Genomic DNA, 14470 nt, shown 5'->3' with positions numbered 1-14470 from the left:
GTAGATACGGGTCATGCCCCTAGTCTGCAACTCCGCCAGGAGCCCCGTGGCAGCGCTTGTACTTCTTGCCCGAACCGCACGGGCACGGCTCGTTCGGCCCGACCTTCTCGGACTGGCGCTGCTGCGGGTTCGCCTGCTTCGCCGGAGGCGCGGTCGAGGCCTTGCGCGGACCTGCTGAACGGGCGGACTTCGGGGCGACCTTGGCCGCGCCCTTCGTACCCGCGCCCGGGGTGCGCTTGACGGCGCGCTTCTGGCCCGGGACCGGCTTCGGCGGGCGCTTGAACACCGAGCCGTCCTCGGTCGTGGTCTGCTGCTCGACACCGCTCGCGGTGTCCATCGACGGCGCCGACTGCATCAGCATCTCGGGCTTCTTCAGCGGCTCCAGGCCCCGGATCTGGGCCTCGGGCTCGGCCGCGCCCTCGGTCTTCTGCTTCAGCTCGGCGTTCATGAGGAACCGGACCGACTCCTCCTTGATGCCCTCGAGCATCGTCTGGAACATGTCGAAGGCCTCGCGCTGGTACTCGATGACCGGGTCGCGCTGCGCGTACGCCCGCAGGCTGATGCCCTGCTTGAGGTAGTCCACCTCGTACAGGTGCTCGCGCCACTTGCGGTCGATCGTCTGCAGCAGGACGCGGCGCTCCAGCTTGCGCAGGATCTCCTCGCCGAACTCCTCCTCGCGCGAGGCGTAGACCTCGTGCGCGTCGTCCTTCACGGCGGCCAGGAGCGTCTCGGCGTCGAGCTCGGCGAGGCCGCCGGCCTTCTTCACGAGCTCCTTGTGGGTGATCCCGATCGGGTAGAGCTGCTTGAACGCGGACCAGAGCTCGTCGAGGTCCCAGTCCTCGGCGTACCCCTCGCTCGTCGCGCCCGCGACATAGGCCTCGAGCGTGTCGTCGATGAAGTGCGTGATCTGCTCCGAGACGTCCTCGCCGTTGAGCACCTTGCGCCGCTCGTCGTAGATGACGGTGCGCTGGTTGTTCATGACCTCGTCGTACTTGAGGACGTTCTTGCGGATCTCGCCGTTGTGGCCCTCGATCTGCGACTGCGCGGACTCGATCTGGCGGGACACCATCTTGGAGATGATCGGGACGTCGTCGGGGACGCGCAGGCGGTTCATCATGGCGCGCACGGCGTCCGCGTTGAACCGCTTCATCAGATCGTCCGAGAGCGACAGGTAGAACCGCGACTCGCCCGGGTCGCCCTGGCGCCCGGCGCGGCCGCGCAGCTGGTTGTCGATGCGGCGCGACTCGTGGCGCTCGGTGCCCAGCACGTAGAGGCCGCCCGCGTCCTTCACGTCCTCGGCCTCGGCCTTGGTGGTCTCCTCGAACTTCTCGAGGGCCTCTTCCCAAGCGGCCGAGTAGGTCTCCTCGTCGGCCTCGTCGACGCCGCGCCCGCGCAGGTCGGCGGCGGCCAGGTACTCGGGGTTGCCGCCGAGCATGATGTCCGTACCGCGCCCGGCCATGTTGGTGGCCACGGTGACCGCGCCGCGCTGGCCGGCCTGGGCGATGATGTCGGCTTCCTTCGCGTGGTTCTTCGCGTTGAGCACGTTGTGCGGGATGCCGCGCTTGCGCAGGAACTGGCCGAGCATCTCGGACTTCTCGACCGAGGTGGTGCCCACGAGGATCGGCTGCCCGGTCTCGTGGCGCTCGGCGATGTCGTCGACGACCGCCTGGAACTTCGCCTCTTCGGTCTTGTAGATGACGTCGGACTGGTCCTTGCGGACCATCGGCTTGTTCGTGGGGATCGGGATGACGCCCATGCCGTAGACGTTGTTGAACTCGGCGGCCTCGGTCTGCGCCGTACCGGTGATGCCGCCGATCTTGTCGTACATGCGGAAGTAGTTCTGCAGGGTCGTCGTCGCGAAGGTCTGGTTCTCCTGCTTGATGTCCACCTTCTCCTTGGCCTCGATGGCCTGGTGGATGCCCTCGTTGAAGCGGCGGCCCGGCAGGACGCGGCCGGTGAACTCGTCGACGATGAGCACCTCGCCGCCCTCGGAGACGATGTACTCGCGGTTGCGCTCGAACAGCTCGGTGGCCTTGATCGCGTTGTTCAGGTAGCCGACGAGCGGGGTGTTCACCGAGTCGTACAGGTTCTCGATGCCCAGGCGGTCCTCGACGCGGGCGACGCCCGACTCGGTGATCGCGATGGTGCGCTTGCCCTCGTCGACCTCGTAGTGCTCGTCGCGCTTCATCGTGCCGACGATGGCCGCGAACTCCTTGTACCAGCGCGGCGTGTGCTCGGCGGGGCCGGAGATGATGATCGGGGTGCGGGCCTCGTCGACGAGGATGGAGTCCACTTCGTCGACGAGCGCGAAGTTGTGGCCGCGCTGCACGAGGCTGTCGGCCGAGCTGGCCATGTTGTCGCGCAGGTAGTCGAACGCGAGCTCGTTGTTCGTGGAGTACGTGATGTCGCACGCGTACGCCTCGCGGTGCTTCTCGGCGCCCTCGCCCGGGAGCACGACGCCGACGCTGAGGCCGAGGAAGCGGTGGATCTCGCCCATCCACTCCGCGTCGCGGCGCACCAGGTAGTCGTTGACGGTGACCTGGTGCACGCCCTTGCCGGTGAGGCCGTTGAGGTAGACCGGGAGCGTGGAGACGAGCGTCTTGCCCTCACCGGTCTTCATCTCGGCGATGTTGCCCTGGTGCAGGGCCGCGCCGCCCATGAGCTGCACGTGGTAGTGGCGCATCCCGCGGACGCGCTTGGCGGCCTCGCGCACGGTGGCGAACGCCTCGGGCATGAGGTCGTCGGTGGTCTCGCCGTCGTTCAGGCGCTCACGGTACTCGTCGGTGCACGCGCGCAGCTGCGCGTCGGTCATCGCCTCGTACTCGTCCTCCAAGGAGTCGACCGCATCGGCGATCGCGTTGAGTCGCTTGAGCGCACGGCCCTCGCCGGCTCGCAGTACCTTCTCGAACAACGACACGGAAGATCAGCTCCCACAGCAACGTCTCGGCCAAATCGGGTGGATTTCCCGGTCAATAGTACGCGTCGTCAGTCGCTGGTCCCGACGGCCGCCGGTGGGGCACAATCGGACGCTATGGAACCCGTCACCCTCACCGCCGACGGCCTGCGACTCGTCGCCTGGGAGCAGCGCCACATGGCCGACCTTGCGAAGATCTACGCCGACCCGCTCATCGAGCGGTTCCTCGTCATGCCCCTGCCGTGGGCGGGCACCGCGCGCGAGCGGTTCGTGTGGCTGCAGGAGCGGCACTGGCAGAGCGGCAACCCGCGCTGGGCCGTCGTGGACGAGGACGGGAAGCTCGCCGGCTCGATGGCGCTGACCAAGTCGTTCCCGTACGAGCTGACGATCACGTACGTCACGGCGCCGTGGGCGCGGGGGCGGGGCGTGGCGCAGCGGGCGATCCGCGCGGCCGTCAAGTTCGGGTTCGAGAACCTGGGCGCCAAGCGCATCGCGTGGGACGCGATCGTCGGCAACCACGCGTCGCGGCTTGCGGCGGTCCGGACCGGGTTCACCGTCGAGGGGATCGCCCGCAACGGGGTCCACCAGCGCGGCGTCTCGAAGGACTGCTGGGTCGGCGGCATGCTTCCGGGCGAGGTGCGCGGTCCCGACGACCCGCCCGGGAACTACCCGATCCTGAAGCAGCAGGCCGCGTTCTTCCTGGGCGAGAGGCGCACCCTCGAGACCGGCGCGGCCGGGCTGAAGCTGCGGCCGCTGCGCAAGTCGGACCTCGGCGACCTGGCCGCGACCTGCGCGGACGGTGAAGTGCAGCAGTGGGTCAGCGGCCTGCCGAACCCGTACACGGCGGGCGACGCCGCCTGGTGGCTCGACTTCACCCGCGGCGCCTGGGAGCGCGGCGAGAAGGTGCTGTTCGCGCTGGCCGACGCCGACGACCGGTACTGCGGATCGGTGGACCTCGTGCTCAAGGAGCCGGGGGAGGCCGAGATCGGGTACTTCTGCTCGCCGTGGGCGCGGGGCCGGGGCTGGACGACCGCTGCGGTGCGGCGGCTGTGCGAGCTGGGCTTCGCGGAGCTGGGCCTGGAGCGGATCGTGTGGCGCGCGGCGGTCGGGAACGAGGCGTCGCGGCGGGTCGCGGAGAAGGCCGGTTTCACGGTCGAGGGCACGCGCAGGCGGCGGCAGCACGGCGAGGACGGGCGCGTGGACGAGTGGATCGGGAGCCGCTTCGCCGACGACCTCGGGTGAACGTGAATTCCGTTCCGCGAATGGTTGACGGGACGGTGCCGCCCCTGCTTGGCTGGGGGGCGTGTATGACTTCGAGCCCGTCGAGTCGGCGGCGTTCTCGCTGCGCCCCGCGCCCGAGGGCGCGGGGATCGACTGCGGGTTCGAGCCCCACGCGATCGCGTTCGGCCCCGAGGGCGAGGCGGTCTGGGGCGCGCTGGGCTTCGAGCGGCACGGCCGGACGGTGGGCGTGCGGTACTGGGTCGCGCCCGAGCGGCGCGGCAAGCACCTCGCGGCGGCGATGCTGCGCGCGGCGGCCCCGGGCGTGTTCGACCGGGGCGCGAGGCGGATCGAGGCGCGGCCGCCGGTGCGCGACCAGGCCGCGATCAGGGCGGCGATGCGGGCCGGGTTCCGGCCCGACGGCGGCGTGTCGAGGGGCGCGGCCTGGGACGGCACGGAGGCCCTGACGCTGGGGCTGCTGCCCGGGGACGGGCCGGGACCGTTCCCCAGGGCGCTGCCGGACCTGCCGGGCGGGACCCTGCGGGACGAAGTGGTCGCGTTGCGGCCCTTGGCCCCTGAGGATTTCGAGGAGCACCTGCGGCACCGCTCGCGCCCGGAGGTGTACTCGGGCGCGGTCCTGCCGCTGCCGCCGAGCACCGAGGAGGCCCGCGAGGTGTGCGAGTGGCGGGCGGCGGTGGAGTGGCTGCGCGGGCGGGCCGCGCTCATGGTCATCGACGACGGCACCGGCTACCGGGGCACGATCGGGCTGTACGACGTGGCGCGCGTGGCCGGGACCGCCATGATCGGGTACGACCTGAGCCCCGAGACGCGCGGGCGCGGGTACGCGACACGCGCGGTGCGGCTCGTGCGGCGGTGGGCGTTCAAGGAGGTCGGGCTCGACCGGGTGTGGGCCGGGACCGACGTCCACAACACCGCGTCGCAGGCGGTCCTGCGCCGCGCCGGGTTCCGCCTCGAAGGGGTCGAGCGCGGCGGTCTGCCGACGCTCTCGGGGCGGCGCCGCGACACGTTGCTGTGGGCTTCGCTAAGTAGCGATTGACATGCAACCCAAGAGGTGGGGACAGGCGTCGAGGATATAGTGATCCCGTCACTTCGCTTTGTGGAGGAACCCCCTTTGAAGCTCATGCCCGCGCGCGCCTTGGCGGTGCTGTCCCTGCTGCTCATGGCAGGGGCCTGCAGTGCGCCCCAGACGGGGACGTTCACGCCGGCGCCGATCGTCCCGGTGGTGGCGATGGACGCCGTCGAGGAGCAGGACCCCACCGCCCCGTTCACCCTGTCCGTAGTGGACGGCCTCCTCGAAGAGGTCAACGTCACGTCCGACCGGTCCGAGACCATCGAGGGCTCGTTCTCCGAGGACCTCACCACCTGGACCTCTGAAGGCATCCTCGACGCCGGCTCCACCCACACCGTGGTCGCGAAGGCCGTGAGCTCGGACGGCACCGTCACCGAGTTCGAGCAGCAGTTCACGACCCAGGCCCGCGAGAGCTCGGGCTTCGAGGTCGCCGACGTCACCCCCGTCTCCGAGGGCGAGGAGGTCGGCGTGGGGGCGCCGATCATCGTCACCTTCACCGAGGACGCCCCCGACCGGGCCGCCGTCGAGAACCTGCTGGTCGTCGAGTCCGAGAAGGGCCACGAGGGCGCCTGGCGCTGGATCGACGACGACACGGTGATCTACCGGACCAAGGAGTACTGGGAAGGCCACCAGACCGTCACGTTCACCGCGAACTTCGCGGGCGAGTTCCTCGGCGACGACACCTGGGGCGGCGAGGACTACTCGGCCGAGATGGTCATCGGCGAGTCGCAGGTCTCCGTCGCCGACCTGGACTCCCACACCATGACCGTCGAGGTCGACGGCGAAGTGGCCCGCACGATCCCGATCAGCGGCGGCTCCGGCGCCGAGTACGAGTACTACACCGCGACCGGCACCCACCTGGTCATGGAGAAGTTCGAGATGAAGACGATGGTCTCCCCCGGCAAGGAGGAGGGCGACGAGGGCTACTACTCGACCGACGTCAACTGGGCCACCCGCATCAACGCCACCGGCGAGTTCGTCCACGGCGCGCCGTGGAACGGCCAGCTCGGCGAGGCGAACCTCTCGCACGGGTGCCTGAACGCCAGCGAGACCGACGCCGAGTGGTTCTTCCACATGGCGCAGCGCGGCGACCCCGTCGAGGTCGTCGGCGACTCCTCGCCGCGCCCGATGCCCTGGGACAACGGCTGGGGCTACTGGGTGATGTCCTACGACGAGTGGAAGGAAGGCTCGGCCCTCTAGGCCGCGCTTCCGAAACAGCGAGCAGACACGGATCGAGGCCCCGGGCTACAAGCCCGGGGCCTCGTCCGGTCCGGATGCCACCCCTCAACAGCATCCGGACCGAAGAGGAAAGTCCCCCCTCTTCACCGGCGCCGGCGTGCGGCGCCGCGGTCTACAGGTCGAGTCGCAGCAGGCCGTAGTCGAAGGCCTTGCGGCGGTAGACGACCGACGGGCGGCCGCTCTCCTTGTCGTGGAACAGGTAGAAGTCGTGGCCGACCAGCTCCATGTTCTGGAGGGCGTCGTCGACGGTCATCGGCTCGCCCGGGTGGATCTTCTCGCGGACGATCCGGCCCGGCAGGTGGTCCTCGACGAGGCCGTCGAAGTGGTCGACGTCCTCGGAGATGAAGTGCGCCGCGGCGAGGTCCTTGACCTCGGGTTCGGCGAGCAGGGTGCCGTTCGTGCCGCCGTTGCCGTTCGCGGTCGCCTGGGACACCGACATCGGGGTCTTGGCCCCGCTGCGCGAGACGCGCTTGCGGTCGGTGGTCTTGCGGAGCTGGTGCCCGAGCTTGGTCACGGCGAGCTCGAAAGCGGACCGGAAGTCCCCGGCGCTGGCCTCGGCCCGCATGACCGTCCCTTTGGGGCGGCAGGTGATCTCCACTCGCTGGGCGTGGTCGGCCTGGCGGGGATTGGGCTCGTGATAGAGCTCGACGTCGATTGCGATCGCTTCCCCGTCGTAACGGGCGAGGTACTTCGCGATCTTGGATTCGATCTTCTCCTCGACGAGCTCGCGGTAGTGGTCGGGAACTTCCACATTGCGGCCCTTGACGACGATGTCCACCTCTGAACCTCCCAGGTGCATCCCGCGCGACTCGCGGCGGCGATGCGAACGTAGTTGTGCGTGCTGGGTCCGGAGCCGACGGTCCGGTACGGCGGAAGGAGCGACCTCCTCTCACGGGTGGAACGACCTGGGATTCCGCACCTCTATTTCTGGGGGCGTTCACCTTTGGGCCATCTGACCTCTGTCGTCTCGTTACCGATCTGAGATTTCGAGACTAACTCTTCGGTCACCGAAAGTCGACCCTTCGGCTACCGGAATTCTCCAATGCGAACGGGCACGTGCGCGCGAAATTCGGCGGACTGGAGATAACTCTTCGCATTAGCGCTCGAAGCGGCCTCCCGGGGCCTGTCGCGTTGCCGACACCCAGAGGGGTACCCGCCGGTACCGCCACATGAACCACTCCTGTCGCACTCATGCGGCGGCGACCGCAACCGCGGCGGGCACCAGCAGGCCGCCGGCGCGCAGCACCCGGGCGGCGGCATCGAAGGTCGCGCCGGTCGTCACGACGTCGTCGACGAGGACCACCGGGCGGCCTTCGGCGGCGAGGGCCGCGAGGCGGCGCGGGACGGCGTGGAGGCTCGCGGCGGCCGCCGCGGCGCGCTGCGGCGGCGTCAGGCCCACCGAGTCGGGCCGGGGCCGGGCCCGCAGCACCGGGCGGAGGTCGCCGAGCCCGGCGCAGACGCAGGCCACGTGGTCGAAGCCGCGGGCGCGTCGGGCGGCGCGGGTGGGCGGGACCGGGACGAGCACGGCGCCGGGGACCTCGGCGGCGACGACCGCCAGCGCGCGGCCCAGGAGACGGCCGAGGACGGGGGCGAGTTCGCGGCGGGCGCGCTCCTTGTATTCATTGAGCGCTTCGGCGAGGGCCCCTGCGTAGGGGCCGCCCGCGACGACGGGCGGCGCGCCGCGCACGGCCGGGGTGGCGAGGACGGGGCTGAGGGCGAGGAGGTCGGCGGCGCAATCGGCGCACAGACCGCTGCCCGCCGCCGGCGCGCTCCGGCAGGAGGCGCAGGCGGCGGGCAGGAACAGGTCCCGTGCGTCCTCGGTGAGTCTCACCGGGGACTAACGAGCATCAGGCCCGGAGCGTGACTGCGGGCGGGATGCGGCTGGCGCGCCAGGCGGGGTAGACGCCCGCGACGACGCCGACGACCGCGCCGATGATCGGCCCGGCGGCGAACAGCCCGGGGTGGAACACGATCTGCCAGTCGCGGTAGAGCGAGACGAGCGCGGTGATGTTGACGCCGAGGACGGTGCCGAAGAGCCCGCCGATGAGTCCGATGAGGGTGGATTCCCACACGAACTGCATGGCGACGGCGCGGCGGGCGGCGCCGACGGCGCGGCGCAGGCCGATCTCGGAGCGGCGCTCCATGACGGAGACGAGCGCGGTGTTGGAGACCGAGACGGCGCCGATGACGAGCGAGACGCCCGCGAGGCCGAGCAGGAGGGCCTGCATCTCGTTCTCCACGCCCTTGCGGAAGTTCCGCAGGTCCGAGGGTTTGGTGACCGAGAGGTTCTCGGCGCCTTCGGGGAAGACCGCGGTCGGGGCGGTCTTGGCGACCTTGTCGGCGGCGCCGAGGTCGGTGCGGATGAAGACCTCTGCGGCGCCGTACTCCTTGTCGGCGGTGGTGCAGGGGGTGGGCGGGATGATGACGGCGCCGGTGAGCTTGGCTTCGCCCTCGGGCGCGGTGTAGATGCCGACGAGGGCGTACTCCTCGCCGTTGAGGTAGATCATCGGGCCGCCTTCGAGCGAGGCGTAGCCGAGGTCGCGGGCGGCGGACTCGTCGACGACGGCGACCTTGTCGTCGCGGGCGACGTGCCCGGAGTCGAAGGCGCGGCCTTCGACGAACGTGAAGCCGAAGGCGTCCATGGCGCCCGGTTCCATGCCGAAGACCGGGACGTCGCGCACGTAGTCCTTGGACTCGGTGCGGGAGGCCTGGCGCTCTTCGCCTGAGGCGCAGTAGATCCCGGCGTCCTGGACGCCGATGATGCCGCGCACCCGCTCGCTGGACTCCAGCGTGGGGGCGAACCCGGCGTCGCGCATGTTGTTGGAGAACGAGACGGTGACCTGGGTGGCCTCGGTCTCGTTGAACCGTTCGGCGATGGCCGCGGCCGAGGTGGACGAGAGGCCCACGGTGGCGACGGTGGCGGCGATGCCGAGGGCGATGCCGATGGCGGTCATCCAGGTGCGCATGGAGCGCCCGCGCAGGGACTGGAACGCCTCGTAGGCGATGCCCATGCTGCGGACCCCGAAGCGGCCCTGGCGTTTCGGTACGGCGGCCTTGGACGCTGCCTTGGCGGCCTTCCGTTCGGCCTTGGCGGCCTTCTTCGCGCGGCGGCCTTCGCGTCCGCCGGGTACGACCGCCGGGTCCGCGGTCGAGACGTACTCGAGGAGCTCGGTGTCGGTCTCAGGGGCGCGTCGCTTGCGGGCCATCAGGCGTTTTCCCGGTCGCGCCAGGCGATCACGACCTCGTCGCCCGCGGCGAGCTCGCCTTCGACGGGCTCGACGACGCCGCGGCCGTCGTGGCGCAGGGTCACGTTGACCTCGACCTGGCGCTCCTTCTCGTCGTCGCCGTCGACGACGGTGAGCATGGTGCGGTCCTCGGCGTCGGTCCACAGTGCCGAGAGCGGGACGATGAGCGCGTCCTCGGCCGAGCGGGCGAGGACGAGCGTGACCTCCTGCTCCTCGCCGGGGGCGAGGTCGTCGATGCCCTCGACCTTGGAGGCGTCGAACTCGAAGACGGCGTAGGTGACCTCGACGGTCTGCTCCTCCTGGCCTTCCTCGGGGTAGTAGTCGCCGCCTTCCTCGGCGGCCTCCTCGCGGACCTCGAGCTCGAACGCGCCGACCTCCTGGCCCTCCATGGGGCCGTCGCCGAACTCGAGCTCGGCCTCGTCGCCGAGCTTGGAGAGCTCGGAGGCGGTGTCCTCGTCGAGCTTGGCCTCGAGCTTCCAGTCGCCGGAGGCGAGGACCATCACGGGCGCGTCGGTGCCGACGGGCGCGGACTGCTTGGCGTTGATCTTGCTGACCTGCATGGGCAGGTCGGGCAGGAACACGATCTCCGAGGAGGGAACGACCACGCGCTCCACAGTGGTGGCCTGGCCGCCGCCGGTGTTCTCGTCGCCGGCGTTCTCTTCTCCGCCGGTGTTCTCGTCGCCGCCGGTGGTGTCCTCGTCGGTGGTGTCGTCGGGTACCTCTTCGCTCTTGGTGGCGTGGTCGTAGCCGACGTTGTCGTAGAGCTTCTTGACGTCCGCGATGGTGCGGGCGTCGAACGTGCCGGTCTTGGGGGTGCCGTAGAGCTGCTGGAGCGCGAGCTGCAGCTGCTCGACGTCGGGCCCGGTGTCGCCTTCGGTGAGGTCCCGGTAGGCGGGCACGTCCCCTTCGAGGGCGATCATCGGCCGGCCGGAGACCTCCAAGAGGACCGTGCCCGCCTTGACCTCGTCGCCGACCTTGAGCGGGATCTTCGAGGCCAGGGCGGTCTCGATCCCCTCGGGGGCGGCGGGGGCGGGCACCTCGAAGTCGCCGGTGCGGTCGAGGCTCGCATCGAAGTCGAGTGTGCTGATGAGCTGTTCCTGGTCGACCCGGACGGTGATCACACTGTCCTCGGGTTCGGCAGTCTCCTCGGCGCGCTGCGCCGGGGTGCGCGCCTGGAGCGCGAAGTACCAGGCGGTGCCGGTGGCGCCGAGCAGCGCCAGGGCGAGCACCCCGCTGACGACATGGCTTTTCTTGAGCCGCATGTTTGTGTCCTCCTCCTCCGCCAAGACGCGTGGGGAGAAGGGTCCAGTTGCGGCCGAATCATCTCGATTCGGTAACACCCCTTGCGGGGAGCTTGCGAGCCGTAGATTCAGAGGCTCCTCAGTTGTTCAGGCCCACGGATTTCATGCGGTCCTGGTGCGCGCGAGTGAGCCTGCGCAGCAAGGCGTCGAGGGTCCCGCCGTCGCCCACGATGATCCCGGTGAGGCGCTCGTTCGCGGCGGCCACGCCCTGGGCGCGGTTGATGCCCTCGCCGACGAGGCGGCGGGCCCACAGCGAGAGGCGGCCGGTGACGGCCGGGTCGGCCTCGACGGCGGCGCGGATCTCCGCGGCGGCCAGGTCGGAGGCGCCGGTCTCGCCGAGCACGGTCTCGATGAGGGTGCGGTCCTTGTCGTCCAGCCCGGTGGAGACGACGCGGAAGAAGTCGTCGGCGACGGCGTCGCCGAGGTAGACCTTCACGAGCGCTTCGAGCCAGTCGCGCGGCGCGGTGGAGGCGTCGAAGGAGCGGAAGGCCTCCTTGAACGGGGCCATGGCGTCGCCGGGGTCGGCGCCGAGCTCGGCCAGGCGGTCGGCGAGCAGCCGGTAGTTGCGAATCTCACCAACGGCCGCTTCCGAGAGGGCGGCGCGGCGTCCGAGGTCGGGCGCGAGCCGCGCGTCGTAGACCATCCGTTCGAACGCGAGCAGTTCGCCGAGGGCAAGCAGCCCAAGGAGATCGATGACGGCCTCGCGGCTGGGGGCCGGGGCGGCGGCGGCCGGGTCGTCGTGTTGCGCGGCGGGATCAGTTGTCTCGGACACGGGGGCAGGTTACCACTGGCCCGGAGCGGCCCTCGCCTTCGCGGGGTTGTCGGGAACAGGACCTTTGCACGCGTCTTCGCAGGTCGGCGGGGCCCCCGACCGGGCGGGCCCGCCCACGGCAGTGTGAAATGCCCGACTCGCACGCTTCGCCGGGTGCCTGACCGCAGCGTCGCACCGAGACGGAGGTGCGTCCGGGGCGTACGATGGACGGGAGCGACCGCGGCCATCTGGTGGCAGTCCCCTCGACGAAGCTCGCGAACCATAGTTCGAACTCCGGTTCAAGGCATGGTTCAAAGCGTGGTTTAACCATGCGGGCGCGGCGATGCGAGAGCGGTCCTCGAACGCGGTACCGGCGCCAGGCGCCGGGCCGCTCCTGCGAAGCGGCGACTTCCCGAATCCGGCGGTCGTCGCCGCTGTATGACGAGACTGAATGTGGCGCCGAGTTCCCCGGATCTGGTGACGTCCTCCGCCACGAGGTGAACAGAGTGAACGAAGTGAACAACGACCGGCCCAAGAACGAGGGGCCGACCTTCGCCCAGCTGGGCGTCAGGGAAGAGACCGTCGAAGCGCTTGCAGCGCTTGGCATCGAACGGGCCTTCGCCATCCAGGAGTACGCGATCCCCATCGCCCTCCGCGGCTCCGACATCATCGGCCGCGCCCCCACCGGCACCGGCAAGACCTTCGGGTTCGGCCTGCCGATCATCGACAGGATCACCTCCGCCGAGGAGGGCGCGAGCGGCAAGCCGCAGGCGCTGATCCTGGTCCCCACCCGCGAACTGGGCCTCCAGGTCGCCCGCGACCTCGAGGACGCGGGCAAGACCCGCGGCATCCGGGTCCTCCCGATCTACGGCGGCCGGGCCTACGAGCCGCAGGTCGAGGCGCTCAGGGCGGGCGTCGACATCATCGTCGGCACCCCCGGGCGGCTCCTGGACCTGTACAAGTCCAAGCACATCAAGCTGGACGCGATCGCGCACTGCGTGCTCGACGAGGCCGACCGCATGCTCGACCTCGGGTTCTCCGAGGATGTCGAGAAGATCCTCAAGCTCCTCCCCGAGGAGCGCCAGACGATGCTGTTCTCGGCGACGATGCCCGACACGATCATGTCGCTCTCGCGCCGCCACATGCACCGGCCCATGACCGTCGCCGCCGACGTGACCGGCCCCGACCAGGAGGCGGCCAACAACACCCGCCAGCTGGTCTACATGACCCACGCGCTCAACAAGGTCGAGGTCGCCGCCCGCATCCTGCAGGCGCGCGAGCGCGGTCTGACGATCATGTTCTGCCGCACCAAGCGCGCCGCGCAGAAGCTCTCGGACGAGCTCGACTTCCGCGGCTTCGCCGTCGGCTCCGTCCACGGCGACCTGGGCCAGAACGCCCGCGAGCGGGCCCTGCGGGCCTTCCGCTCCGGGAAGATCGACGTGCTCGTGGCGACCGACGTGGCCGCGCGCGGCATCGACGTCCAGGACGTCACGCACGTGATCAACTACGACTCGCCCGAAGAGGCCGAGACGTACGTGCACCGCATCGGCCGCACCGGCCGCGCGGGCGCCACCGGCATCGCGGTCACCTTCCTCACCTGGGAGGACCTGCCGCGCTGGAAGATCATCGTCAAGGCCAACAACCTCGACCTCGGCGAGCCGGTCGAGACGTACCACACGTCCGACCACCTGTACACGGACCTGGACATCCCCGAAGGGGCGCCGTCGTCGCTCCCGAGCGAGCTCCGCAAGCGCGACGGCCTCAGCGCCGAGCGCGAGGAGAACGTCGAGGGCGACAGCCGCAAGTCCGGCGGCCGCGGCCGCGGGCGCGGTGACCGCGGACGCGGCGGCAGCGACCGGGGCCGGGGCGGTTCCGACCGCCGCGGCGGCGGCCGCTCGGGCGGGCGCAGCGAGCGCCCGGCCGCTTCGAGCGAGCGCATCACGGTCGACGACAACGGCACGGTCAGCGGCCCCGCCGACGACAGCGGCGAGGCTCAGGCCCCCCGCAGCCGCCAGCGCCGCCGCATCCGCACCGAAGGCGAAGGGGCCGAAGCGAACGCCCCCCGCGAGTCCAAGCCCGCCGACGCGGCCCCGGCCGCCGACGGCGACGCCCCGGCCCGCCGCCGACGCCGTCGCCGCCGCCCCACGGGAGACAACGACCGCCAGGGCAGCGCCGAGTAAGCAGTAAGCAAGAACGGCTCGGGCCGGTAGATCCAAATGGATCTACCGGCCCGAGCCGTTCTGTCGTACCCCCGCGAGACCATATGCGCTGGGGGCCCGCCGGTCGGACACACCCGACCCCGGGGGTCGGAGGGCGACTCGGCGCTAGGCTTCCTTCATGAGCGACCGCGCCGAGTACGACGGCCCGCCCGTCAACGTCCCTCCCCCGCCCGGGTGGCGGGTCGAGGCCGTGGCGCTGCCGAGCGCGCCCCGGCCTCTGCCGCACCAGGACCACGCCGCGATCAACGCCGCCGAGCAGCGCGCCCGGCTCGTGACCCACTGGATCACCCTCATCAGCGTCGCGCTCATGTTCACCGTCCTCATCGTCGGCTTCCTCGCCGACTGACCGAACGCAATGGCCCCGGGGGGGGGGGGGGGGGGGGGGGGGGGGGGGGGGGGTGTGGGGGGGGGGGGGGTGGTGCCGGGGCGGGGGGGCAGCCAAAGGCGGCCCGGGGAGGTTTTTCTTTTACAGGGTGTGGAGGAGGCAGAGGAA

The 14470-nt window shown here is 70.7% G+C and carries 11 protein-coding genes; 5 read left to right on the top strand and 6 right to left on the bottom strand.

The genetic code is table 11. From position 1 onward, the window contains the following. Window positions 1-19: 19 nt before the first annotated feature. Window positions 20-2917, bottom strand: coding sequence for a preprotein translocase subunit SecA (gene secA, locus ACZ60M_RS15420; RefSeq protein WP_465418513.1), 2898 nt, complete (start codon window positions 2915-2917; stop codon window positions 20-22). 114 nt (window positions 2918-3031) lie between these two features. Here secA and ACZ60M_RS15415 point away from each other — a divergent pair, with 114 nt between their 5' ends. The 3 genes from ACZ60M_RS15415 to ACZ60M_RS15405 all read left to right on the top strand — a co-directional run bounded on the left by ACZ60M_RS15415 (window position 3032) and on the right by ACZ60M_RS15405 (window position 6422). Next, the gene (locus ACZ60M_RS15415) at window positions 3032-4156 is read left to right on the top strand and encodes a GNAT family N-acetyltransferase (RefSeq protein WP_465418512.1); all 1125 of its coding nucleotides are present in this window, start codon (window positions 3032-3034) and stop codon (window positions 4154-4156) included. A gap of 61 nt (window positions 4157-4217) precedes the next feature. Then, window positions 4218-5189 carry a GNAT family N-acetyltransferase gene (locus ACZ60M_RS15410; protein WP_465418510.1) on the top strand — a complete coding sequence of 324 codons (972 nt, stop codon included), beginning with the start codon at window positions 4218-4220 and terminating at the stop codon, window positions 5187-5189. Between the two features lie 84 nt (window positions 5190-5273). Beyond that, the gene (locus ACZ60M_RS15405) at window positions 5274-6422 is read left to right on the top strand and encodes a L,D-transpeptidase (RefSeq protein ID WP_465418631.1); all 1149 of its coding nucleotides are present in this window, start codon (window positions 5274-5276) and stop codon (window positions 6420-6422) included. A gap of 151 nt (window positions 6423-6573) precedes the next feature. On the opposite strand, the gene hpf is transcribed toward ACZ60M_RS15405, so the two are convergent. From hpf to ACZ60M_RS15380, 5 genes are all read right to left on the bottom strand, one after another. Further along, the gene (hpf, locus tag ACZ60M_RS15400; RefSeq protein ID WP_465418508.1) at window positions 6574-7239 is read right to left on the bottom strand and encodes a ribosome hibernation-promoting factor, HPF/YfiA family; all 666 of its coding nucleotides are present in this window, start codon (window positions 7237-7239) and stop codon (window positions 6574-6576) included. A gap of 411 nt (window positions 7240-7650) precedes the next feature. Beyond that, on the bottom strand, window positions 7651-8292 hold the full coding sequence (locus ACZ60M_RS15395; RefSeq protein ID WP_465418506.1) for a ComF family protein: 642 nt from the start codon (window positions 8290-8292) through the stop codon (window positions 7651-7653). A 16-nt stretch (window positions 8293-8308) separates the two neighbouring features. Next, the gene (locus ACZ60M_RS15390; protein WP_465418504.1) at window positions 8309-9667 is read right to left on the bottom strand and encodes an ABC transporter permease; all 1359 of its coding nucleotides are present in this window, start codon (window positions 9665-9667) and stop codon (window positions 8309-8311) included. Beyond that, entirely contained in the window at window positions 9667-10968 is a 1302-nt protein-coding gene (locus ACZ60M_RS15385) for a permuted SH3 domain-containing protein (protein WP_465418502.1), read from the bottom strand. Before ACZ60M_RS15385 ends, ACZ60M_RS15390 begins: the two co-directional genes overlap by 1 nt. A gap of 118 nt (window positions 10969-11086) precedes the next feature. Beyond that, window positions 11087-11779, bottom strand: a complete 693-nt coding sequence (locus ACZ60M_RS15380) for a ferritin-like fold-containing protein (protein ID WP_465418500.1) — start codon at window positions 11777-11779, stop codon at window positions 11087-11089. Window positions 11780-12087: 308 nt separating this feature from the next. Here ACZ60M_RS15380 and ACZ60M_RS15375 point away from each other — a divergent pair, with 308 nt between their 5' ends. Together ACZ60M_RS15375 and ACZ60M_RS15370 are read left to right on the top strand one after the other, a co-directional pair. After that, window positions 12088-13938, top strand: a complete 1851-nt coding sequence (locus tag ACZ60M_RS15375; protein ID WP_465418499.1) for a DEAD/DEAH box helicase — start codon at window positions 12088-12090, stop codon at window positions 13936-13938. A 157-nt stretch (window positions 13939-14095) separates the two neighbouring features. Then, window positions 14096-14323: a hypothetical protein gene (locus tag ACZ60M_RS15370; protein ID WP_465418497.1), complete on the top strand. Its 228-nt coding sequence runs from the start codon at window positions 14096-14098 to the stop codon at window positions 14321-14323. Window positions 14324-14470 lie beyond the last annotated feature (147 nt).

Source organism: Glycomyces sp. NPDC050141, from assembly GCF_055586545.1.
This window is presented reverse-complemented; position numbering and strand designations above follow the sequence as displayed.

Bases quoted from the DNA above. Each gene is read 5' to 3' on its own strand.
- ACZ60M_RS15415 (WP_465418512.1), top strand. From the start codon at position 3,032: ATGGAACCCGTCACCCTCACCGCCGACGGCCTGCGACTCGTCGCCTGG.
- ACZ60M_RS15405 (WP_465418631.1), top strand. From the start codon at position 5,274: ATGCCCGCGCGCGCCTTGGCGGTGCTGTCCCTGCTGCTCATGGCAGGG.
- ACZ60M_RS15390 (WP_465418504.1), bottom strand. From the start codon at position 9,667: ATGGCCCGCAAGCGACGCGCCCCTGAGACCGACACCGAGCTCCTCGAG.
- ACZ60M_RS15385 (WP_465418502.1), bottom strand. From the start codon at position 10,968: ATGCGGCTCAAGAAAAGCCATGTCGTCAGCGGGGTGCTCGCCCTGGCG.
- ACZ60M_RS15375 (WP_465418499.1), top strand. From the start codon at position 12,088: ATGCGGGCGCGGCGATGCGAGAGCGGTCCTCGAACGCGGTACCGGCGC.
- ACZ60M_RS15370 (WP_465418497.1), top strand. From the start codon at position 14,096: ATGAGCGACCGCGCCGAGTACGACGGCCCGCCCGTCAACGTCCCTCCC.